General features: G+C 59.5%; 18 protein-coding genes and 1 tRNA gene. 4 read left to right on the forward strand and 15 right to left on the reverse strand.

From position 1 onward, the window contains the following. Nucleotides 1-131: 131 nt before the first annotated feature. Nucleotides 132-3,980, forward strand: coding sequence for a YobI family P-loop NTPase (locus ACQUSW_RS12125; protein ID WP_428932565.1), 3,849 nt, complete (start codon nucleotides 132-134; stop codon nucleotides 3,978-3,980). Between the two features lie 5 nt (nucleotides 3,981-3,985). On the opposite strand, the gene ACQUSW_RS12130 is transcribed toward ACQUSW_RS12125, so the two are convergent. The 5 genes from ACQUSW_RS12130 to ACQUSW_RS12150 form a co-directional block, all read right to left on the reverse strand. Next, nucleotides 3,986-4,627 (reverse strand): ATPase, T2SS/T4P/T4SS family, encoded by a 642-nt coding sequence (locus tag ACQUSW_RS12130; RefSeq protein WP_428932566.1) that lies wholly within the window; start codon nucleotides 4,625-4,627, stop codon nucleotides 3,986-3,988. An 80-nt stretch (nucleotides 4,628-4,707) separates the two neighbouring features. After that, nucleotides 4,708-5,559 carry a CPBP family intramembrane glutamic endopeptidase gene (locus ACQUSW_RS12135; RefSeq protein WP_428932567.1) on the reverse strand — a complete coding sequence of 284 codons (852 nt, stop codon included), beginning with the start codon at nucleotides 5,557-5,559 and terminating at the stop codon, nucleotides 4,708-4,710. Nucleotides 5,560-5,707: 148 nt separating this feature from the next. Further along, on the reverse strand, nucleotides 5,708-7,063 hold the full coding sequence (locus ACQUSW_RS12140; protein WP_428932568.1) for an MFS transporter: 1,356 nt from the start codon (nucleotides 7,061-7,063) through the stop codon (nucleotides 5,708-5,710). Between the two features lie 61 nt (nucleotides 7,064-7,124). Beyond that, nucleotides 7,125-8,909: a sulfatase gene (locus ACQUSW_RS12145; RefSeq protein WP_428932569.1), complete on the reverse strand. Its 1,785-nt coding sequence runs from the start codon at nucleotides 8,907-8,909 to the stop codon at nucleotides 7,125-7,127. After that, nucleotides 8,909-9,484 carry a PadR family transcriptional regulator gene (locus ACQUSW_RS12150; protein ID WP_428932570.1) on the reverse strand — a complete coding sequence of 192 codons (576 nt, stop codon included), beginning with the start codon at nucleotides 9,482-9,484 and terminating at the stop codon, nucleotides 8,909-8,911. Before ACQUSW_RS12150 ends, ACQUSW_RS12145 begins: the two co-directional genes overlap by 1 nt. Nucleotides 9,485-9,666: 182 nt before the next feature. On the opposite strand from ACQUSW_RS12150, the gene ACQUSW_RS12155 reads away from it, so the two are divergent. Together ACQUSW_RS12155 and ACQUSW_RS12160 are read left to right on the forward strand one after the other, a co-directional pair. After that, a tRNA-Leu gene (locus ACQUSW_RS12155) sits at nucleotides 9,667-9,748 on the forward strand. A 53-nt stretch (nucleotides 9,749-9,801) separates the two neighbouring features. After that, on the forward strand, nucleotides 9,802-10,515 hold the full coding sequence (locus ACQUSW_RS12160) for a DedA family protein (RefSeq protein WP_428932571.1): 714 nt from the start codon (nucleotides 9,802-9,804) through the stop codon (nucleotides 10,513-10,515). Nucleotides 10,516-10,583: 68 nt separating this feature from the next. Here the strand turns inward: ACQUSW_RS12160 and ACQUSW_RS12165 are convergent, their stop codons facing one another. The 4 genes from ACQUSW_RS12165 to murI all read right to left on the reverse strand — a co-directional run bounded on the left by ACQUSW_RS12165 (nucleotide 10,584) and on the right by murI (nucleotide 13,811). Beyond that, complete coding sequence (locus ACQUSW_RS12165) at nucleotides 10,584-11,504, reverse strand: cation diffusion facilitator family transporter (RefSeq protein WP_428932572.1); 921 nt, start codon at nucleotides 11,502-11,504, stop codon at nucleotides 10,584-10,586. A gap of 71 nt (nucleotides 11,505-11,575) precedes the next feature. Further along, nucleotides 11,576-12,217, reverse strand: coding sequence for an RdgB/HAM1 family non-canonical purine NTP pyrophosphatase (rdgB, locus tag ACQUSW_RS12170; protein ID WP_428932573.1), 642 nt, complete (start codon nucleotides 12,215-12,217; stop codon nucleotides 11,576-11,578). Continuing rightward, entirely contained in the window at nucleotides 12,214-12,957 is a 744-nt protein-coding gene (rph, locus tag ACQUSW_RS12175; protein WP_428932574.1) for a ribonuclease PH, read from the reverse strand. Before rph ends, rdgB begins: the two co-directional genes overlap by 4 nt. Further along, nucleotides 12,954-13,811 carry a glutamate racemase gene (murI, locus tag ACQUSW_RS12180; protein ID WP_428932575.1) on the reverse strand — a complete coding sequence of 286 codons (858 nt, stop codon included), beginning with the start codon at nucleotides 13,809-13,811 and terminating at the stop codon, nucleotides 12,954-12,956. Before murI ends, rph begins: the two co-directional genes overlap by 4 nt. Before the next feature lie 84 nt (nucleotides 13,812-13,895). On the opposite strand from murI, the gene ACQUSW_RS12185 reads away from it, so the two are divergent. Then, the gene (locus tag ACQUSW_RS12185) at nucleotides 13,896-14,828 is read left to right on the forward strand and encodes a sugar kinase (RefSeq protein WP_428932576.1); all 933 of its coding nucleotides are present in this window, start codon (nucleotides 13,896-13,898) and stop codon (nucleotides 14,826-14,828) included. On the opposite strand, the gene ACQUSW_RS12190 is transcribed toward ACQUSW_RS12185, so the two are convergent. From ACQUSW_RS12190 to ACQUSW_RS12215, 6 genes are read right to left on the reverse strand one after another with little or no spacing between them, the layout of a single operon-like run. Continuing rightward, entirely contained in the window at nucleotides 14,816-15,700 is an 885-nt protein-coding gene (locus tag ACQUSW_RS12190) for a MurR/RpiR family transcriptional regulator (RefSeq protein ID WP_428932577.1), read from the reverse strand. The two genes, ACQUSW_RS12185 and ACQUSW_RS12190, sit on opposite strands and share 13 nt — an antisense overlap. A gap of 43 nt (nucleotides 15,701-15,743) precedes the next feature. Beyond that, entirely contained in the window at nucleotides 15,744-16,676 is a 933-nt protein-coding gene (murQ, locus tag ACQUSW_RS12195; protein ID WP_428932578.1) for an N-acetylmuramic acid 6-phosphate etherase, read from the reverse strand. After that, a complete protein-coding gene (locus ACQUSW_RS12200; protein ID WP_428932579.1) occupies nucleotides 16,673-17,917 on the reverse strand; it encodes an anhydro-N-acetylmuramic acid kinase in 1,245 nt (414 codons plus the stop codon). The genes murQ and ACQUSW_RS12200 overlap by 4 nt, the downstream gene beginning before the upstream one ends. Continuing rightward, nucleotides 17,914-19,488, reverse strand: a complete 1,575-nt coding sequence (locus ACQUSW_RS12205) for a glycoside hydrolase family 3 N-terminal domain-containing protein (RefSeq protein WP_428932580.1) — start codon at nucleotides 19,486-19,488, stop codon at nucleotides 17,914-17,916. The genes ACQUSW_RS12200 and ACQUSW_RS12205 overlap by 4 nt, the downstream gene beginning before the upstream one ends. Continuing rightward, nucleotides 19,485-20,315, reverse strand: coding sequence for a carbohydrate ABC transporter permease (locus ACQUSW_RS12210; RefSeq protein WP_428932581.1), 831 nt, complete (start codon nucleotides 20,313-20,315; stop codon nucleotides 19,485-19,487). The genes ACQUSW_RS12205 and ACQUSW_RS12210 overlap by 4 nt, the downstream gene beginning before the upstream one ends. Next, nucleotides 20,312-21,286 (reverse strand): carbohydrate ABC transporter permease, encoded by a 975-nt coding sequence (locus ACQUSW_RS12215; RefSeq protein WP_428932582.1) that lies wholly within the window; start codon nucleotides 21,284-21,286, stop codon nucleotides 20,312-20,314. The genes ACQUSW_RS12210 and ACQUSW_RS12215 overlap by 4 nt, the downstream gene beginning before the upstream one ends. Nucleotides 21,287-21,289 lie beyond the last annotated feature (3 nt).

Here is a 21,289-nt window from a genome sequence, read left to right on the forward strand (position 1 = left end):
TCTCACCCAAGAAAACTGGCGGCCCAATCATGGGCCAACAGCTCTAGCCTTTCAGAAGTGCTCAGGCGTGAGCGGGAGACTCACGCTCTCGACCTCCCTCCGACGTGATCGCCGGGTAAGGATGCGATTGCATGGGGATGTATGTGCCTGCCGATAACATCGGACACGAGGCCAGTATCTGGCTCAACTCCCTGAGGAATCTGGAGACTGTCGACCACGCACCGTGCTGCCTCACGTCCAAAGGAGGAGCATTGCCAGTCGAAAAAATTGCCGAGAGTGAGAAGCCGCGGCGCTGGTGGCAGTTCTGGCAGGCACGGACCTCACAGCCCCTAAGCCTTCGGCCGCTCACTCCCGAACCAATCGCAGAGCAGCACGACGTATACAGCACGGAACTCGTCTCGCTCCTCCGTGACCGGAAGCGTCGCCACAACGTTTGGAACATCGCGTTGACCGGCAGCTACGGCAGCGGGAAGAGCAGTGTTCTCGCTTCGGTCCGTGCAGAGCTTCCACGAAGGGTCGTCGAGATCTCCCTGTCATCGCTCAGCGACATCGGCGTCCAAGCTGACGCCGATGAAGACGAGACCAACAACCTGATCCAGAAGGAAATCGTCAAGCAGCTCCTCTACCGAGAACGAACGAGCAAGCTACCCGGGTCACGATTTCGTCGCATCAGCCGCCTCCCGCTCTGGCGGACCATCCTCATCTCGGCCGTGATCGGTGCGGTCGCGACAGGGATTCTCTGGCTCACCGGCCTCGGCGCCCCGCTGGATCTCCCACCTGAGCGAGAAAGCGAGCGGCTGTTCCTCTTGCTCGCAATCGGTGCTGGCGTGGCAATCCTTGCCTTCGCCCTTCAGTCGTTGCTCCACAATCGTGTCAGCGTCGACAAACTGGGCACAGCATCGGCATCCGTCAGCCTGAAAACGGACAGTGCGGGAGAGGACGGATCATTCTTCGACAAATACCTTGACGAGATCGTCTACTTCTTCGAAAAAACGCGACGGACGATCCTTATCATCGAAGACCTCGACAGATTCAAAAATCCCGCCATTTACGGATCCCTACGAGCCCTCAACACCATCCTCAACACATCACGGCAGCTGCATCGACGCCCGGTCCATTTCATCTACGCCGTACGGGACAGCATCTTCGAAGACCTGACCAAGCCACCCTCACCACCGGCCGAACCCCCGCAGAAGAAACCAGCTCAGCCTGACCCGGCAGAGAAGTCCGGAGTCTGGCAAGCGCACAGCTCGCTATCCAATCCGCCGACGCAGCGCACCAAGTTCTTCGATCTCGTCGTCCCGATCGTTCCGTTCATCACCCATCAGAACTCGCGCGACCTTCTGGTGAAGATGATGAAGAAGGTCGACTCTTCCGTGTCGATCGAAGTGCTCAGCATCGTCGCCAAACATGTCACGGACATGCGGTTGCTGTTGAACATCATCAACGAGTACCGCGTATTTCAGACCCGTGTCCTCGTTCCGAAGAAGCTCAAGGGGCTCACCCCGAGCAAGCTGTTCGCGATGGTCGCGTTCAAGAACACGCGCCTCGCTGACTTCGAACTCATACGTGTGGGAGACAGCTCCCTCGACCGCCTCTATCGGATCTCTCGCGAGATCATCGACGAGGGTTTGGCAGAAGTGGCCGACGAGATCGCCACCGTCGACGCACAAGCCGATCCAGTCGCCGAGACCGTCGCCCGTGCGGAACAGCTCGGGACAGCACTCCAGACACTCGCCGAACGCTGGCTGCCCCGACTCGGTCATCAGCCGCAGAATCTCCGGTTCGCGGTCAACGGCAAGGTTCAAGCGACCACCGAGATCAGCACACCGAAATTCTGGGAAGGCGTCATCGATAAGGGAACTGTTATCGAAGTGTTGGCATCTTCAACGGCGGTGTTCAACATTGATGCCGCCGGGTTGCGAGCTGAGCTAGGAACAACAGTGCCAGAACGTTGGGCTGTCCAGAAGAAGGCAGCGCACATCGCGGAACTGCAGCGCCTTCGAGGTATTCAGCAGTGGCTTCGCTCCGCGGACTTCCACGCACTCACCGATCCAAGACGAGAATTGCACCGCAAGGACAAGACGGAAGTTGACTTCCGGACGACGTACGTCGAGGCAGTAGCCGATCCACTCCTGAAGGACCTCCTTCTTGACGGGCACATCGATCGCAACTACCACCTCTACATGTCCGAGTTCCATGGTGAGGTGGCCTCCGCGGATGCGATGAGCTTCCTCATCCAGCATGTGCGCGCTGAACAACCCTCGTACCGCTACCCACTGAAGCCTGAAGAAGTTGAAGCCGTCCTGCGTGAAGGAGGCCCAGGAGTCTTCAACTCGACCGGTCTCTTCAACATCGCCGTGTATGACACGCTCCTCAAAGCTTCCGACACGCGGCTCGAACGCAACCTGAAGCTCCTTTCGTGGGTCCGACCGTCCGGTGCTGAATTCATCGAGGCATACATCGCAGAAGGTAAGCATCAAGAGCAGCTCTTCGAGCGCCTCGCCCCGCTGTGGGATGAGGTATTCGTGTTCATCTCTGAACAGGCCGAAGATGAAATCACACGGCTCGCGATCGCGGCACTTGACGGAGTTGATCTCGCCACCGAGTATCCAGTACCGGAACCCGTGCGCGAGCGCATCGCCGCCAACTACAACAAGATCCGGAACCTCACCGAGGACGCCCGTGAAGCTACCCTGACCGTCGAAGTCCTCCAACATCTTGGAGTCCGACTACCGTCGCTTCGAGACCTGTCTCGCACAGCACTCCAAGAAATCATTGCGGCACGTCAATACCGAGTAACCGAAGAAAACCTTCGAATCATCCTTGACGGAACTGACGAGATCGGTATCGACAAGGTCTTCGAAGCAGGACAGGACGTATCCGATCACGTCCTGGCGCACTTCGACGAGTACCTCGCCGCACTCGACGGCACGAATCCGTCAGAGCCAAGCCTCCGCAACATGGACTCCCTCATCGAGATCATGACAGCCGTCGAGGCATCCAAATCGGGAGAGTCGATGCAACTGCTCACCCGTCTTCCCAGGGGCGCCAAAGTCCAAGACCTCACTACCGTCCCCGACAGCCTCAAGACGTTGCTCGCTCGAGCCCAGCGTTTCGCGCTCAACTTCTCCAACGTCAACGCATACATCGAGGCATGCACCATCGACGAAGCACTGGTCAACTTCCTGGAAGCTCAACCGTCTATCGACGCGAGTGATGCCAGCACTGAGCAACAAGAACTGCTTGCGACTCAGCTCCTGAACGTCAAAACGCTCACCGTAGCCAACCGCTTGAACCTAGCCAAGTCGATCGCACGCGAACCCCTCGCGATCAGCAGAATCTCTGCACGAGAACCAGACCTCATTTCAGGTCTGATGCAAGCTGGACTGCTCGCGGATGACCCCGACACGTTCGCCGCACTGAGCAAGTCCCAGGGCGCGCAGGTGGCCTTCATCATCAGCTCTACGGACGCGGAAAACTACTTCGCGCAGCTCTCCCTCACACCAGCGGTCCTGGCACTCCTCCTGCGCGATGATCACGTCAAGGACGGAATCAAGACGCTGATCGTCAACGGACTGCCCCAGACTCCGCAGAACGCCACCGACGACGTCCTCGAAGCAGCCGCAGAATGGGCAACCACAACCTCGACGCCGCTGCCTCACGACACCGCTCAACTCGTGCAACAGAGCACCGTTTCGACGCCGCTAAAGGCCGCAATGCTAAACCTCAGCGCATCGCAGAGTGCCATTGATGAGCTCGTGGGGTACATCCAGCAACTCCCGAGCCCCTATCGCGACCTGCTTGAGCGCGGAACCACGGCGGTCGACCTCCCAGCAGATCCGGACTTCGAGACCGCGCTCCAGAAGCTCAAGACCGATGGAGGTGGAGCTGTCACGTCATGGAAGCGTGTGGACGATTTCACCCGGGTCTGGCGACGGCGACCACCCAAGAAAGGTGACGATTCCGCGCCAGCGTAGTGGCGTCAGATTTCCCATGTGGTATTTCCGGCATGGGTTGCCCCGCTCACAATCACACTGCGCCCGGCGCGCATCGCCTGCGCCAGCATGTCGGAAACCGCGGCGGGCATTGCACCCTGCTCCACCAGTGAGTCGAGCGTTTTGAGCCGCGGCAAGAACTTACGAATGTTCAGCGACCAGCCGCCCCGCACCACATCGGCAATAGCAACGTGCAACCGCGAACCGTCTGGCAGCGAGGCGTCAACAAAGGGCTGGTGAAAATCAACACGACGGCCTGTCGTCTGCAGCATCCGCTCTACCAGGTCGCGAATCATCGAGGCTTCTAACCGCAACGATATGCGCTCATGCTGACCACTGCGCGCCACATGCACCCAGCCGTCGCCGTTGAGCCACACCTCTTCAATCGTCGGGTCATCAAGCAGCGGCTGCAGGGCACCAAAACCGCTCACAGCAGCCAGCACATCGCGCACGCACGCATGTTCGTCGTCGACCGTCGGCGCACCCGTCGAGAGCGCATGGTCGTTGTAGTGGCGCACCTCGGCCTGCGCGATTCGCCGCGTCATCTGCGCCGACACCGTGGGGTCAATATGTTCGCGGCGCAGACGCTCACGCACGCGCTCGGCGACGAGAACTGAAGGCTGGGTCACCCGAGCATCATGGCAAGTTGGCAGAAAACGAGTCAGAAACTATCCACAGGCACATCCGGATGCTGCATCCGGGCCGACCATCACACGAGAAACAGTGGCAGCATACCGGGGTTGTGCGCGTGCACGAGAACGGCAAACACGACCGCGTCGAAGAGCAGGTGCACAGTGACCACGTAGCCGAGTGACCGCGTGCGCATAAAAATAATGCCCTGTAGCAGCGCGAAGGGGATCGTCAGCACGGGCCCCCACGCCTGGTATCCCAGCTCCCACAAAAACGACACAAACACGATCGTCTGCAAACCGTTCGCCACTGCCGCCGGGAAGTGGCGGCGCAGCAGCACAAACACGGTGCAGATAAAAAACAGTTCGTCCCAAATACCCACAGCTCCCACACCCACAAACAGTCGGGCGATGAGTTCGGGAGTATCTACGATGGGCCAGTTGGTATATACCCCGCTGGTTATGAAATAGAACGGCAGAATAAGCCAACCTAGAACGAGCACCGCGATCAGCCAGCCCCAGTGCAATCTGCCCCATCGTGCGCCTGCACGCCACGGAAAAGAGATTGCACGATCCCGATACACAAACCGCGAGATCACATACGGCACAACAACCGCACCGCCAAGAGCAAGCGTAAACCGAACCATCGCAGCGTTATCAAGCTCAGCCGCTAAAGAAATGGTGCTCACGACCGCAAGACCCGCGGCGATCAGCGAAAGGTCGCGCGTGAGCGAAGCATCCGGATGCCACACCCGCCGTTGCTCTCGCAGCAACGCCAGCGCCACACCCACGACCAACAAAATCCAACCGCCCCAACGCACCTGCGCCACGAACAGCACAGGAGCGGCCGCACACACCATCAGTGCGGCAAGAAAGGCCACAGCGTCGAAAGAAGAATCCGCTAACCCGCGCGAAGCGACCCGATCGTGCATGCTCACAACCCTAATCGGCTGTCGCAGGCACGCCGATCACCTACCCAGTGCACGATCACGGCGCCCGCAGGCCGCACACGATTGTCCACAGCACCGGGTCGGATGCTGTGGACAATCGTGAATGTCATCTGGCGGAACGCGTATCGAGTTATCGAACCACCTGGCGACGCCGTTGCTCGAGCTCAGCGGTCATCGCGTCGCGGTCTCGATGATAGATCGGGTAAAGAGCCGTCAGCACAACACCGTTGATCGTCATCACGACAACGACAAGCCAAAACATCACGGCGGTCAAACCAATACTTTCCGCAAGGAATCCACCGACGAGCGAGTAGATGGCAAAACCAAGTGACTCAACAATCGAGACAAAAATCGCAAATGCTGCGCCCCGCAACTCCGGAGGAACAATGGCCATTACCAGCGGTCGGTTCACCCCTGGGTTCAGACCTTGCGCAACACCGAGGAGACCAAACATCAGCAGGAACGGCGCTAGGCCCGAGAACCCACCAAAAAGGGTGATAGCGGCGACGAGGGCGAACAAGAACTGTGCACCCTGTAAAAGACCAACACGACCATAGTTGGGTGAAAGCTTGTTCAGCCCATCACTGAGGAACCCACCAATAAAGGTTCCGGCTAAGTAACCAATGCCGAACGGTGCCATGACGCTGGCTGCCAAAGCCGTAGTCAACCCGAAGTCCTGAACCAGCAACACCACGCCAAACGCACCAAAGAGCATATGGCTAGAGAGCATTCGACTCAGCAGCAGCACCGTAAAGCTTCGGATCTTCATCAGTGAAACAACCGAGGACCACGTCACCTTCGACGTCTTCGACCGTTGTTCGGCCGAGAGGTCAGCTAACTGCCGCTCCGCACTGCCAGAAGCGGGGTCACGATAAAAGATCACGATGAGCAAACCAAACACAATGTTTAGTCCGCCGAAGATAGCAAAACCGTACCGCCACCCGTCCTCCACGTTTGCCAGCTGGCCAATCAGCGGTGCCAAGAGCGAACCAAGCGCAGCCGTACCGCCATACAACAGGCCGCTCACCCGCCCGCGCTTGCGATCCTCGAAAGAGTCACCAATCACCTCGGGGATGATGGCATGGCTGGCCGCGAAACCAGCTGCAGCAATCGTGTAAAAAATCAGCAGTTGCGTAAAGTTCTGTGACAGCGCCGCACCAAATGCCCAAGCGCCCCAGAACCCCGTGGCCAGAGCAAGAACGAATTTGCGGCTGGTTTTGCGCGCTAACCACACCCAGAAAGGACCGGCGATCATATTGACCAGGCGGCCTGCCGCAGTCAATATGCCTAGCGCACTCATACCCAGTGACAAAGACGCCTGAATCACGGGGAAAAGCCCATTGACCACGCCACCTTCTCCGCCATCGACGGTCATGGAACCGCCGACAACGAAAAGGTTGCGTACGCGATGACGCACGCCCGGATCCGTCGGTGTTGCTATCGTCTGGGGCCGTGAGTCATCGACTGTCATGTTCGCTTCGGACATGTCACTCCTTTGTGTACCGAAGAATGCGGCCGTGCGAATGCTTGGCCGTCAGGGAGAAGGGTCATTTCGACTGCGTGAGCGCCTCGGCCAACGCAGACAGTTGTGGTCGCGAAATCATTCCGTTCGCAATAGCTGCGATCTGCAATAACGTCAGCGCACCAACGAAGGATTGATACTGCGGGTCGCTCAGCATGGGAAGATGCGCTAACAACACCGATTTATGTGCGTCTTCTGCCATGAGTTCCGACACAGGAACCGCCAGCACTTCACCGAGTTCACCAAAATCACCCGGCTTCACTGCAGGCTGGCGTGACTGCTCAACCTGGGTCCATTGATCCCGAATGAGCAAGTGTTCGGATGTCAGAGCGCCCTCCGAAGGTAAGCCCAGCCGCTCAAACTGCGACAAAGGAACATCGGTGGCTCTTAAAAGGTCTCTGAGCGCCGTAGCCATCCGTAACTCGAGCTCATCATCAATGAGAGGGTCACGCTGATGAGGATCATGCTCGAGGTCATACAGCAGTGTGCCGAACGAATACGGGTTGAAATATGTGCTCCCCGGCGTCTGCAGCGTGTGCAAACCCTTCGTGAACGAAAACGGCTCAGCGAGGGTCACGTTGGCGAGATCCTGCGTGCTGAAAAAGCCGCGCATACGAGTGGGCATCAGCGTGTACTCGTACAGCGGCTGATTCTGCGGTGTTGCGCTGGAGCGCATATACACATATCGGCCGTCGGTGATGCACGCGTGGCCGCCAAACGTGCCAAACAGTGCGTAGTCACGCACCGGCGTGTCCGATTCCAGAACCGGCGCGACCGAGCGACCCTGCATATCGGCTGTGGGTGCGACTCCGAAAAAATCAAGCAGTGTGGGGCCGAGGTCGATCGTTTGCACCAGAGCCCCGCGCCGCTCGTCGCGAAGACGCGTGCGAGGGTCCCATACGAATAGGGGCGTATGGATGGTCTCGTCATACCATGGCTGCACCATCTTGCCCCACCACCCGTGCTCACCGAGCAGGAGTCCGTGGTCTGTGCACACGATGAGCATGGTGTCTTTCCACAGATCGTGCTCGTCCATCGCATCGAGCACTCGTCCGAGCGACTCATCACACATCGTCAGAAGAGCCTTATATTCCGCCCTGCCATGCTCAACCACATCGTCATCTTCAACGACCCGTGAGTAGTCAGGCCAGTCAAATCGCGGACCCTGATAGCCCGTGTCGTAATGGCGTTTGTGCTCGGGGTAACTGAAGAACGGCTCGTGCGGATCAAACGTCTCAATCTGAACGAACCAGCCGTCTTCAGCGGCGTTTGTGTCAATAAACTCGATCCCCGCATCAAACGTGAGCGTCTGAGAGTGCTGGGACTTCTCTTGCATGTGCGTTCGGTTGATCCAGTCCTGACGCCACAGGTCAGCTTTCAACGCCCGGTTGAGGCTGGGAACGCTATCGGGAATCTCCGGATCACGCACCTGCCCCTTCCAGGGGTCTCCTTCCTGGCCCCGAAACAATTCAAACGTCGTAAAGCGTGTGTGATACGTCGCTCCACCGTCTTCCCAATAGTGCGCATGATCGGTACTCAAGTGCGTATGCACTCCCGCTTCACCGAGCATCTCGGGAATGGAATCGTCAAACGGTTCCAAGGGTCCCCAGCTTCGGTGCAAAAAGTTGTAGCGCCCAGTGTGTAGTTCTCGCCGCGCAGGCATGCATGGCATCGATCCGCCGTAGCAGTTGTCGAAGATCACGGAGCGCTGAGCAAGTCGCTCGAAGTTCGGAGCAACAATCCCCTCTGCGCCATAGGGCGGCAGCATCCGGCGATTCAAAGTGTCAAACATGACGACGATGGCTTTCATCAGTTGCCTTCCTGCTTGTTGTTTTGCTGTAGTTCCGCCCGGGTGGTCTCGAGCCACTGAATCCAGGCGTCCACGGCATTTTTTCCATGCTCATGAATGCGTAAATGAATATCGTGAGCGCGGGCTCGCACGTCATCAGGTACCGCATCGGCGCTGTCGATACTCAACGATCGACCACGGCTAGCCGCAACTTGCGCGGTACGAAACGCAAGCTCCGTGTCGATGAGGTCAACGATCTCGTCGGGAGCAACGATGGTGAGAAACCACAAACGACTAACGAATTCAGGATCTTGGAACCTGCTCGGCGGTTGGTATGGCGAACGAGCAACCTCCACCAAAAGGGCACGTCCGGTCTCGGTAATCCGATAGACCTTTGCATCCGGGCGCCCCTCACTGGAATGCACGGTGTACTCCACCAGGCCGTTCGCGACCATCTTCCCCAACGCGCGATATATCTGACTGTGATGCACGTTGGACCGCAAAAACTGCCCTTCGCGATCAAACCATTTCGTGAGGTCATACCCCGAGTACGACCGAAACGCGAGCACACCCAACAAGATGAATTCGAGTTTCACGGCTCTCCTTTGACTTCCTTATGTGCAAGTGCACCTATGAGCATAGTCACATATCTGGCTACTGAGTCAACTCTTTATCGCCAAGACACGACGAGCTCCGAAAGTAAAGATCGCTCTCGAGCGCGACTGACGGGAGATATACAGGTGAGCGTGACCTGGCCTGCCGTAGACTGTTCATGCCCGCGGGAGTGGTGGAATTGGCAGACACGCAGGATTTAGGTTCCTGTGCCTTTGGGCGTGTGGGTTCAAGTCCCACCTTCCGCACAGTGAACAGCACCGTTTTTTCTTCACATTTTTCTTAACGACAGGACCCCACTGTGCACCAACTTGCTTTGATCCCCTGGCTTGACCCCCAGTTGATCATCCACTCGGCAGGACCGTGGGCTCTGCTCGTTGTGTGCCTCATCATTTTTGCCGAGACGGGTCTTCTCGTCGGCTTCTTCTTTCCCGGCGACACACTGCTGGTTATCTCGGGGCTACTCACCCACACCAACAATGTTTTTGGCACCAACATTTGGATTGTTGGCACGCTCATCATGATTTCTGCGTTCGTGGGTGGTGAAGTCGGCTACTTTATTGGCCACAAGGGTGGCCCTGCGGTGTTTGAACGCAAAGAGTCCGGTGTCTTCAGTAAGCGCAACGTCGAACGAACCAACGCCTTCTTTGAGCGTTTCGGTGGCCTCACGGTTATTCTTGCGCGGTTTGTTCCCGTCGTTCGCACGTTCACGCCGGTTGCGGCAGGCATCGGCCACATGCCGTGGAAGCGTTACTCGCTCTACAACCTCATTGGCGCTGTCGTCTGGGGTTACGGTCTTACACTCCTCGGCTACGTTGTGGCCTATATTCCGTGGATTCGCGACCTTGTCGTTGCCTACATTGACCTTGTTCTGTTGGCGGCTGTTGTGGGCACCGCGCTCATCGCTGTGGGCCACGTGCTGATCGAACGCCGCCACGCACAAAAAGACGCACAGGCTCTTGCGGCAGAGAAACAGCAGGCGGAAACCGCCGCGACCGCAGGCACCGACAACTAGTACTTCTGACAACTAGCACTTCCGGCAACCAGTACTTCTAGTGTGCCGCGAACTGTGGTGGTACAGGGTTAGTCGTGGAGAGCTTCGCACTCTTCATGGTCGGCCGGTTCGAGCTGGAACGTCGAATGTTCAACGTCGAAATGGTCGGCGAGGCACTGTTCAAACTCCGCCAGTAGCGGCCCCGCACGCCCGTCGCGAAGCACCTGCGGGTCGACGCGAATATGCGCTGTGAACACGGGGGCTCCCCGCGTCAGCTGCCACACGTGCACGTCGTGCACACCCACAACACCGTCGTACCCGAGCAGGTGCTCGCGAATCTCGCTCACCGCCGTACCCTTGGGTGCGGATTCGGCCAGTACCGAAAACACTTCACGCAGTAGTGACACGGCCCGCGGCACAATCATGACCGCAATGAACAGTGACGCGATCGCGTCGGCCGGAACCCAGCCGGTGGCAATAATAATGATGGCCGCCACGATAACCCCGATCGACCCGATCAGATCGCCCATCACCTCCAGGTACGCGCCGCGCACGTTAATGCTCGTTTTTTGTGCGCGCGACAACAGCCACATCGACAGTGCGTTCGCAAGCATTCCCACAGCCGCCACCGCCAGCATGAGTGGGCCGGCTACCTCCACCTCACCCGGATGCAGCAGCCGACCAATCCCCTGCACGGCAACCACCGTTGCCAGCACGGTCAAAATGATCGCGTTGATGAGGGCCCCAAATACTTCGGCGCGTTGATAGCCGAAGGTGCGACGGTCGTCGGCGGGGCGAGCAGCCACCGTGCTGGCGATGATCGCAATCACCAGCGCCGAGGCATCGGTAAACATATGGGCGGCGTCAGCAAGCAGAGCGAGCGAACCGCTAAGGATCGCTCCGACAACCTGAACCACCATGACCGTCGAAGTGATCGCCAAAGACAACACCAAAAGACGGCGGTGACTACCACTGCGAAAGTCGGTGGCGGCGGGAGCATGATCGTGCATGCTTACAGGCTAGGCAGAGAACACGATGTGTGGCATCTTTCGCACCTAGTCGGGAACGGTAACGGTTCTCATCAGAGAGCTGCGAGCAGCGGCAGAAGCGCTTCGAAGGCGCGTGCCCGGTGCGACTGTGACTGTTTTTCTTCGTCGCTGAACTCTCCCACCGAACGTTCTGCACCGTGCGGCTGGCCATCCGGAATGAACACCGGATCATAACCAAAACCGCCCTCGCCGCGTGCCTTCGTGGCAAGGCGGCCGGGCCAGACGCCCTGCACCGTGTGCTCGCGGGGGTCTGCGGCATCCGGGATCACCATCGCAATGGTTGTCACAAACTGGGCGCTGCGATGCGGGTCGGCAACATCAGAGAGCTGATCGAGCAGCAGCTCTAGGTTTGCCCGAGCATCTTTCTTGTGTCCGGCCCAGTACGCCGAAAAAATTCCCGGCGCACCGCCGAGAACATCCACACAGATACCCGAGTCGTCGGCCACTGCCACCAGCCCCGTATGTGCTGCAGCCGCACGCGCTTTGATCAGGGCATTCTCGGCAAAAGTGACGCCGTCTTCTACCGGCTCCGGTCCGTCATAGGCCACAACGTCAATATTTGGATGCGTGCGAGCAACGATCTGCTGAAACTCTGCCACCTTGTGCGGATTATGCGTGGCCAGCACCACCCGGGTGGGGGCGGAACTATCACGCGGCGCACGGACGACACTCATGCGCTGTGCTCCGCCAGTGCCTGCTGCTGAATATCGCGCAGCTGTGCGCAGCCGGCCAGACCATGGTCGAGCAGAGCGTTCAGTTCATCACGGTCAAAAGGTGCGCCCTCTGCGGTTCCCTGCACCTCAACAAAGCGGCCATCACCGGTGACCACAAAGTTCATATCGGTCTCTGCCCGCACGTCTTCGACATAGGCAAGATCGAGCAGCGGTTCGTTGTCGACGATGCCCACCGATACGGCAGCGACAGAGTCACTGATAACGCGAGCCTTCTGTGCAATGAACTTCTGTTCACGCCCCCACGCGACGGCGTCCATGAGCGCCACATATGCGCCGGTAATGGCGGCCGTGCGTGTGCCACCGTCGGCCTGCAGAACATCGCAGTCGATCACAATCGTGTTCTCGCCCAGCGCTCGTGTGTCAACCACGGCACGCAACGCTCGGCCAATGAGACGAGAAATCTCGTGCGTACGCCCTCCAATGCGCCCCTTCACGCTCTCGCGGTCGCTGCGGTCATGCGTGGCTCGCGGCAGCATCGAGTACTCGGCAGTCACCCAGCCGCGCCCTTTTCCTGTCAGCCAGCGCGGCACGCCGTTCGTAAACGATGCCGTGCATAGCACCCGCGTATCGCCAAATGAAATAAGTGCCGAGCCTTCTGCGTGAGCACTCCAGCCGCGCTCAATTGTGACGGGACGTAGCTGGTCGGGTGTGCGCCCATCGGCGCGAACGGTCATGGTCATGATGCTCCTTCACGGTGGTGGTCGTGGAGTGCGCTGAGGTCGGGCAGGTCGATAACACCCGTCTGCACCAGCTGCACATCGCGAATTTCTGCTCCCATGAGTCTGTTGGCTAGCGCCGTGAACTCGGCGGCCGAGGCTCCTGTGGCCTCATAGACATAGGTGGGCACAGAGTTTTCTGGTGCCAGCAGGTCGGCGCGCACGAGCTGCTTATACACACCCGCCGCGGTTTCGTCGTCGCTCGAGACCAGGCTTACGCCGCTACCCATGACGTAGCTGATCGCGCCGCGCAAGAACGGATAGTGCGTGCATCCCAAAACGAGCGTGTCGACATCGGCTTCGCGAAGAGGTGCCAAATAGTCTTCGGCCACGGCAAGCACTTCGGGTGTTCCGGTGACTCCGGCCTCAACAAACTCCACGAAACGCGGGCATGCGGCAGTAAAAACGTCGATGTCTTCGTTGACTTCGAGCATGTCTTGATACGCGCGTGAAGAGATTGTTCCCTCGGTGGCGATAACGCCGATGCGGCCGTTCCGCGTGGTTGATATCGCACGTTTCACGGCGGGGCCGATCACTTCGATAACGGGCACGGAATATCTTTCACGGGCGTCGCGCAGCATTGCGGCCGAGGCCGTGTTGCATGCGATGACAAGCATTTTTACGCCCTGGTCGACGAGGGTGTCGAGCACTTCAAGTGCATAGCGACGCACATCGGCAATCGGCTTCGGACCGTAGGGAGAATGTGCCGTGTCACCGATATAAACGAACGATTCCTGGGGCAACTGCGCTCGGATAGCTCTGGCCACTGTGAGCCCGCCAACACCAGAGTCAAAGATTCCGATCGGTGCGTCGTTCATGATTCCCCAGCCTACCGGCCCCACCGCTGGTTCCGGGTGAGCACACCGTTGCGTGCAGGGCACGGCACGGCCTAGTGTCTGATTGTGTCGCAAATACCCGGGGTTACCGTTGTGTGTGTTGGTGAAGGGCTCGTTGTCTTTGTTCCTGACTCGGCCGGTTCACTCGCCCACGCCCGCACGTTTACCCGGTCTCTGGCCGGTGCCGAGCTCAACACGGCAATAGCGCTTGCCCATGCAGAAATCTCCAGTGGGGTGATCACTCGCCTGGGCGACGACGGCTTCGGGCATTTTATTGTCGATGAATTACAGCGCCACGGTGTAGCCACCGACGCTGTCGCTTATGATGACCAGGCAGCCACCGGCCTCTACATAAAAGAGCTGGCTGTCAATGGGCGCGGCGTCGATAGCCGCATGCACTATTACCGTGCAGCATCCGCTGGCAGTCGCCTTTCGCACGCCGACATAGAAACGCCCTCTGCCATCCGGATGCTGCAGTCAGCCCGGGCAGTGCACACCAGTGGCGTGACCACGGCTCTTTCTTCGACCGCCCGTGAGCTGCAGCTTCACCTGTTTGACCGCGATAACCCCGCGGTTTCTCGCGAGGTCATTCGCAGCTTTAGCGTGCACTGGCGCGCGGCGCTCTGGCACGGCCGCGAACAGGAAGGTCACGAAGCGCTGGCGACTCTGGCACGCCGTGCCGATCTGGTGCTGGTGAGCGAAGAAGAAATGCGCGAGGTTTTTGAGCTCAATGATCCGCTCGCGCTGCGCTCAGAGCTTCGCGAGCCACACTATTTGCTCGTTTCGCATCGCGGCGGCACAACAGCGTTTTTTGGTGATGACCGGGCCGACGCGCCCATGGTCGAGCACCGTTTTATCGAGAGCATTGGCGGCAGTGACGCTATAGCTGCCGGCTTTCTCGCGGGGGTTCTCAGTGGGCTGTCACCGGCCGGATCACTGGCACGGGCCAATCGTCTTGCTAGCCGCGTAATGGCAAGCACGCACGATCATCTTGAATAGGTGTCGCGGAACAAACCCGTGTGCTGGTCAATAGCTCGACGCGTGCGCTGCAACTCTTCGCGGCTGCCACCGCTGTGCTTTTGCACAATCCGAGTAAAAAGAATGTCGATGACGGCCAGCTGCGCGATGCGACTCGACATCGCACCGATACGAAAAGCCGATTCCCGGGCTTTTGTTACCAGCACATAGTCGGCATGGGCGGTTGCCGGTGACCCGGGTGCATTGCTGATCACAATTGTGCGCACGCCCCGCGATCGTGCCAGCTGCAATGGTTCAATAACTTCGGGGGTCATACCCGAGTGCGTGATTCCTACCGCGACATCCGAAGCACCCCGATGCGCGGCCTGCACAAGAGCTAAGTGCACGTCAACGCTGTGCCAGGCGGCCAGGCCAATCCGGGTCAGCTTGAGATGCAAATCGGCGGCCGCCAGGGCCGAGGCTCCCACGCCAAAGACATCGATGTGCTGCGCGCTGCCGAGCAGTCGCGCGCAGGCATCAATATCGTCACTGTCTAGTCCCTGCGCTGTTTGCTCGATGGCACGCATCTCTTGATACGCGATTTTTGATGCGACCTCTGCTGCAGAGTCATCAATGAGAACACCGTCTTCTTCGAGACCGAAGCGCTCTCGCTCGGCTTGTTCTCGACTGAGCGCCTGTGCCACTTCTAAGCGAAACTGCCGATAACCCGAAAAACCCAGCGTCTGCGCGAAACGCGCGACCGTAGCAGGAGACGTTTCGCCCAGCACGGCCAGATCGGTAATCGTCAGGTCGATAACGATGGTTGGGTCGGCCATGATCTTTTTGGCCAGCCGACTCTCGGCAGCACTCAGGCCGCTGGGGTCGATACGTAGCGCTGCCAGTGGATCATTCATGCGCATACGGTTCTTCCCCTCTTCTGCGAGAGTACGCCATTATTTATGTGGCGCTACTACCGCTCTCAAGGGCGTTCCGAAGGTGCCCGTGATACTGATCCAGCAACTCCTGCGCCTGCGCGGCGCTCACCCCACGAGCAGCCACAACAATGGCCGACTTGACGTCGCCGGCGGCGGCACTCAGAGCAGCAACGGCGGTGGCAGCATTGCATCCGGCACCGGTCATCACAATAGATTCGGCCCGTGCTCGCAGCTTGGCGTTGGTCGATTGCACATCGACCATAAGGTTGCCGAACACCTTGCCTTCGCGCACCATCACCAGGGTCGACAGCATGTTGAGCACCGTCTTCTGCGCGGTTCCTGCCTTCAGCCGCGTCGACCCTGCAATTGCTTCTGGCCCCACTTCGACCTCAATCGCCACATCGGCGTGTGCTGCGATCACTGAATCCGTATTGCATGCCACGGCCACCGCCAGCGCCCCGTGTTCCCGCGCATAGTCGAGCGCTGCAACAACAAACGGAGTGCGCCCAGATGCCGAAATACCCACCACTGCATCATGGGCAGTCACGCCCACCTCGGCGAGCGCCTTTCGCGCAGCATCCGTATCGTCTTCAGCATTTTCTACCGCGTGACGCAGCGCATAGTCACCACCGGCAATAAGACCCAGCACTTCGCTGGGATCGGTACCGAACGTGGGCGGTATTTCACTGGCATCGAGCACTCCCATACGGCCCGCTGTGCCCGCGCCGACATAGATAAGGCGGCCTCCCTGTGCTCGTCGGTGAGCGATCGCCTCAACTGCCTGCGCAATCGTGTTTCGCTGCGCTGCAACGGCGGTGGCCACGTGCGCCGTGTGTTCGGTCATCAAATCAACCTGCTCGAGCACACTCCAGGCGTCAAAGGTGCTCAACTGCGGATCAATACGCTCTGTCGCGAGGGATTCGAGATCGGCACGCAGCTCGTCGGACCTGTTCATGCGACAACTTCCAATCGATTCCAGGGTGTGACCGTGCTCGGCTGCAACGGGGGTGCCGGCACAGACTGCGGCATCCGGGATAGTGGTGACTCCCGTGTTAAGAAATGTGGTGCTGTACTCCAGCGCCCCGCAATGCGCGCCGGTGTCACGCCGAGGCTTACCGGTATGCCATACCAGCTGTGTGCTCCCAGTAGGGCAAACAGCAGGTTCTCTTTCATATCGGGACCGACACCGCGCTCGGCGCTGCTGTGCACAGTAGTGTTATCCACCGTGCTGATCTCTGCAGCGCCACCCGACATAAGCTCGGCAAGCCGCCGCATGAGCAGCGGGTGATGCACTCCCCCGCCCGAAACAATCACCTCGGCCGGGCTGTGCGGTACGAGATCGCGCGCAATGGTCATGGCTGTATATTCCACGAGGGTGGCGATCGCGTCTTCGCTGCGATAGTTGCCGATCCCGATGGCGTCGAGCAGGTCGTCACCAAACTCGTGCCGCCCGGTGGTTTTCGGGCGAGTTCGCTGCAGATAAGGGTGCAGCATGAGCTGCTCGATCAGTGGCTGCTGTACCCGACCCTGCAGGGCCAGCGTTCCGTCACGATCGTAAGCCATGGTGTTTTCGGTCGCGCGCATGACAGCCGCGTCGATCAGCGCATTGCCCGGCCCGGTATCCCACGCCGTCAGCGTGCCGTCGGGGCTGATCACCTGCGCATTAGCTATGCCACCAATGTTCACACTGGCAAAGTTGCGCCTGCGCTGTGCTGCTTCGGCACCCAACCACAGCCGGTCAAACACTGCCATCAAGGGGGCGCCCTCGCCGCCAGCCGCGATATCGGCGTGACGCACATGCGAAAGTACGGGCACACCACATCGCTCGGCAATCAAGGATGGCTCGCCAAGCTGCAGGGTTCCGCGCGTGCGCTCGCCGTCGTGCCAGTGGTACAGGGTCTGTCCGTGAGAGACGACAAAATCGCACGGACCCGACTCGCGCAGGACTTCGGCGGTGGCCTCGGCAAAGCACTCGCCGAGCGCTGTGTCGAGCCGGCACCAGCGGGCAGCATCCGCTGGCTCCCCCTGGGTTATGGCAAGAATTTCTCGGCGCACGTAGTCGGGCCAGGCGTGTGCCTGTGACGTCACCGGATGCATGTGCACGGCATCGTCGACGCTTTCTACCTCGACCACAAGTACGTCGATAGCGTCGGCAGATGTGCCTGATTGCACAGAGGCTATGCGCAGGCGGGTCACGCTGGCTCCTGGCGTCCGGAAACAAAATATTCGCGTGCCACCTGCGCGGCCAGTGCGCTTGCGGCCCCCACTTCGATGAGCGCCGTGGCTGGCCGACCGTTGGGGCCGTCACTACCGAGGGTGCCGGATGCATCGGTACAGTACGGCCCCACGTTGACGACCGTGAGGTCGTCGTGCTCGCGCGCGAATGCCCGCACAAGTTCTCTCTGCGGCGAGCCGAGTTCGAAGCGGTCAACCACCACCACAACGGGCCCCGCCGCTGGTGCCGGATCAACCGATGTGTCAGCAGACAATAGTTCGCTCAGTTCGTCGCGTAGGGTGCCGTTTTTTTGCACATCGGGATGCACGCGCGATATGGGTCCTCCTGCGGCAAGCGCACGGGCAACATGATTCGAGGTGCTGTCAACGGCAAGGGTCGAATGGCGCCGTATGTCGAGCACGGGCACCGGCTGGTCGGGGTGGGTCCATGGTGTTCCGTGGATGCGCACGGACGCCTGTGCTATGCGGTGCAGTTCTGCCGTGTCCAGGGGCGGATGGTTGCCGGATGCCGCACTGCGGCGCTGTGCTGCCTGTGCGGCGAGGGCTGCCACCCGGGCGTGCGCTTGCTCGATGCGTTCTGTCGAGAGGCGTCCGGTGGCGAGTGCGTCAACGACGGCGTCGAGCGCTTCGCGATAGTCGTGTTCGTCTTGGTCGGGGCGGGCTGCTGCACCGGGATTGGTGGGATTGCCGATGCATACGAGGTCGACGCCTGCGGCGAGTGCTTGCACAGCGCCTTCACCGAGGCCTCGCGTGTCGCGAATGGCTGCCATATCAATGGCGTCGGTCACAATAACGCCCGTGAAGTGTGCGTCGCGCAGGCGCGCGAGGATCGTGGGGTTGAGGGTGGCGGGTTCGTCGCCCCATTCAGGGATGCGGATGTGAGCGGTCATGATCGCATCGACGTGGGCGTTGATGGCGGCGACGAAGGGCGGCAGGTGAATGGAACAAACCTCGTCGGTGGATGCCGTGATCGTGGGCATGCCGTGATGGGAGTCGACTGCGGTGTCACCGTGGCCCGGAAAGTGTTTGGCGCAGGCGCTGAGCCCACCGCGCTGAATCCCGGTGATCATGGCGGCCGTGTGTGCCGCGACTGTTGCTGTGTCAGAGCCAAATGAGCGCACACCGATAACGGGGTTGGCCGCGTTGGTGTTGACATCGGCGACGGGGGCGATCACTATATCGATGCCCTCGGTCGCGCAGCGACGTGCGAGCTCGTAGCCAACTTTTTCTGTGGCGTGCAGGCTGTTTACCATGCCCAGTTGCGCGTGGCCGGGCAGTGTCGACCCGGATGCTGCTTCGAGCCGGGTGACACTGCCTCCTTCTTCGTCAATACCAATGAGTGCGTGAGGGTTCAGCTGGTGAATCTGTTCACTCAGTGCCGTGGTGTCAGCGCTGATGTTGTGGCCGAAGTAAACGACTCCCGCAAGCCCTTCTTTCAGTGCCGCCGCTAACCATGGCGGCACACGGGTTCCGATAAACCCGGGCCATAAGACTCCGGATGCCAGTCGGCGCAGCGTGCTGTCGGTGGTCATCCCTTCACTGCTCCTGCTACGAGTCCTTCGCTCAGTCGTCGCTGCACGATGATGAAGAAGATCATCACGGGCAGGGTGATGAGTGTCGAGGCGGCCATGATGAAGCCCCACTCATTGGAGTGTTCCCCGAAGAACTGGCGAAGCCCGATCGACACCGTGTACTGGCTCTTTTCACCGCCCAAGAGGGTCATGGCGAAAATGAATTCGTTCCACGCCGTGATGAATGAGAACACGCTCGTGGCAACGAGCCCGGGCATTACCAGCGGCAGCATGACCGAACGAAACATGCGTCCCCACGATGCCCCGTCAATATATGCGGCCTCTTCGAGTTCTACCGGCACGGCCGCAACGAAGCCCCGCAGCATCCAGATACCAAAGGGCAGCGAGAGTGCAACATAGACGATCATGAGGCCGATGAGTGAGTTTAAGAGCCCCAGGTTTTTCACCTGAATAAACAGCGGGATAACGAGTGCTTCCAGTGGCACCATTTGCACGATCAGAATCATCAGCAGCATCGAGGTGCGCAAGCGAAAGCGGAATCGTGTGACAGCGACCGATGCCAGGAGTGCGACCAGTGCACTCACGAGCACCGTCACAATGGCGACGACTGCCGAGTTGCGCAGAAAGATACCGAATCCGCCATCGGTGAGCACGAAAGCGAAGTTGTCCCAGGTGAATTCGCGCGGAATCAGTGAACCGCCGCCGCTGGAGGCTTTCTTGTCGAAAGCGCTCATGATCATCCAGTAGACGGGAAAGAGTGTGAACAGCAAGAGTGCGACGACGGCCACTCCAATACCCACCCGGCCCAGAGCAGATGGCTTTCTCACAGCTGGTCCTCCTTGAGCAGCGTTCGAATATAAACGACGGTGATGGCTAAGAGCACGAGTGTGAGCAGTACCGCGAGCGCCGAACCGAATCCGTAGCGATTTTGCCCAAATGACTCGACGTATGACCACACACCGAGGTTGAGCACCGATCTATTCGATCCCGAGCCTCCCGGCATCAGAAACACCTGGGTGAAGACTTTAAAGTCCCAGATCGTCGAGAGAATAATGACGACCGAGAAAACGGGGCGCAGGGTAGGAAAAACAATCTTCCAAAACCGCCGCCACGCACCCGCACCGTCGATCTCTGCGGCCTCGAGCATTTCGCGAGGTACCCCAAGAAGCCCGGCAAGAATGGTGATGGCCACGAATGGAAAACCGTGGTGCACGACGTTGATCAGCACGATGGCGTAGAACGCCCAACGGTTCGTAAACCAGTTGACAGGGCCATCAATGACCCCCATTCCCTGGAGTGCCGTGTTAAAAATTCCTCGATCAGCATCGAAAATCCAGGTCCATACGTAGGTGCCGGTAACCGCGGGCATCGCCCAGGCGACCATAATGGCGCTGCCGACCAGCATCCGCCACACTAATCCCAACCGTGCCAGCAATAGCGCCACGAGCGTGCCAAATGCCACGGTGGTAAAAACTGCCACGACGGCGAAGCCGACGGTGTTAGGAACAACCACCTTCCACAGCTGCGGATCGGTGAGAGCCTCAACATAGTTGTCGAGGCCGATAAAGTTTGTGGAGTTCTTGCGAATTTCGCGGATGCCATAGTTTTGGAACGACAGCAGCGCAACCTTCACCAGCGGCCACAGCAGCAGCACTCCCAGGATGACCAGGGCCGGGGTCAGCAGCATCCACGGACGCCACCGGGTAACAGAAAACGTCTTCTTCTCGCGGGGACCCGCGGGGGAAGAACCCTGTGTCTTCCCCCGCGGAGCCGTCGCTGGAGCCAGCGATGAACTCACTTC

Origin of the sequence: Microbacterium luticellae, from assembly GCF_050408645.1 — a bacterium.
In the GTDB taxonomy this organism is placed as follows: Bacteria; Actinomycetota; Actinomycetes; order Actinomycetales; family Microbacteriaceae; genus Microbacterium.

What these genes read in the sequence shown, in the direction of transcription:
- ACQUSW_RS12125 (WP_428932565.1), top strand. Translation starts at nt 132, where the DNA reads ATGGGGATGTATGTGCCTGCCGATAACATCGGACACGAGGCCAGTATC.
- ACQUSW_RS12135 (WP_428932567.1), bottom strand. Translation starts at nt 5,559, where the DNA reads ATGCACGATCGGGTCGCTTCGCGCGGGTTAGCGGATTCTTCTTTCGAC.
- ACQUSW_RS12140 (WP_428932568.1), bottom strand. Translation starts at nt 7,063, where the DNA reads ATGTCCGAAGCGAACATGACAGTCGATGACTCACGGCCCCAGACGATA.
- ACQUSW_RS12145 (WP_428932569.1), bottom strand. Translation starts at nt 8,909, where the DNA reads ATGAAAGCCATCGTCGTCATGTTTGACACTTTGAATCGCCGGATGCTG.
- ACQUSW_RS12165 (WP_428932572.1), bottom strand. Translation starts at nt 11,504, where the DNA reads ATGCACGATCATGCTCCCGCCGCCACCGACTTTCGCAGTGGTAGTCAC.
- rdgB (WP_428932573.1), bottom strand. Translation starts at nt 12,217, where the DNA reads ATGAGTGTCGTCCGTGCGCCGCGTGATAGTTCCGCCCCCACCCGGGTG.
- rph (WP_428932574.1), bottom strand. Translation starts at nt 12,957, where the DNA reads ATGACCATGACCGTTCGCGCCGATGGGCGCACACCCGACCAGCTACGT.
- murI (WP_428932575.1), bottom strand. Translation starts at nt 13,811, where the DNA reads ATGAACGACGCACCGATCGGAATCTTTGACTCTGGTGTTGGCGGGCTC.
- ACQUSW_RS12190 (WP_428932577.1), bottom strand. Translation starts at nt 15,700, where the DNA reads ATGAATGATCCACTGGCAGCGCTACGTATCGACCCCAGCGGCCTGAGT.
- murQ (WP_428932578.1), bottom strand. Translation starts at nt 16,676, where the DNA reads ATGAACAGGTCCGACGAGCTGCGTGCCGATCTCGAATCCCTCGCGACA.
- ACQUSW_RS12205 (WP_428932580.1), bottom strand. Translation starts at nt 19,488, where the DNA reads ATGACCACCGACAGCACGCTGCGCCGACTGGCATCCGGAGTCTTATGG.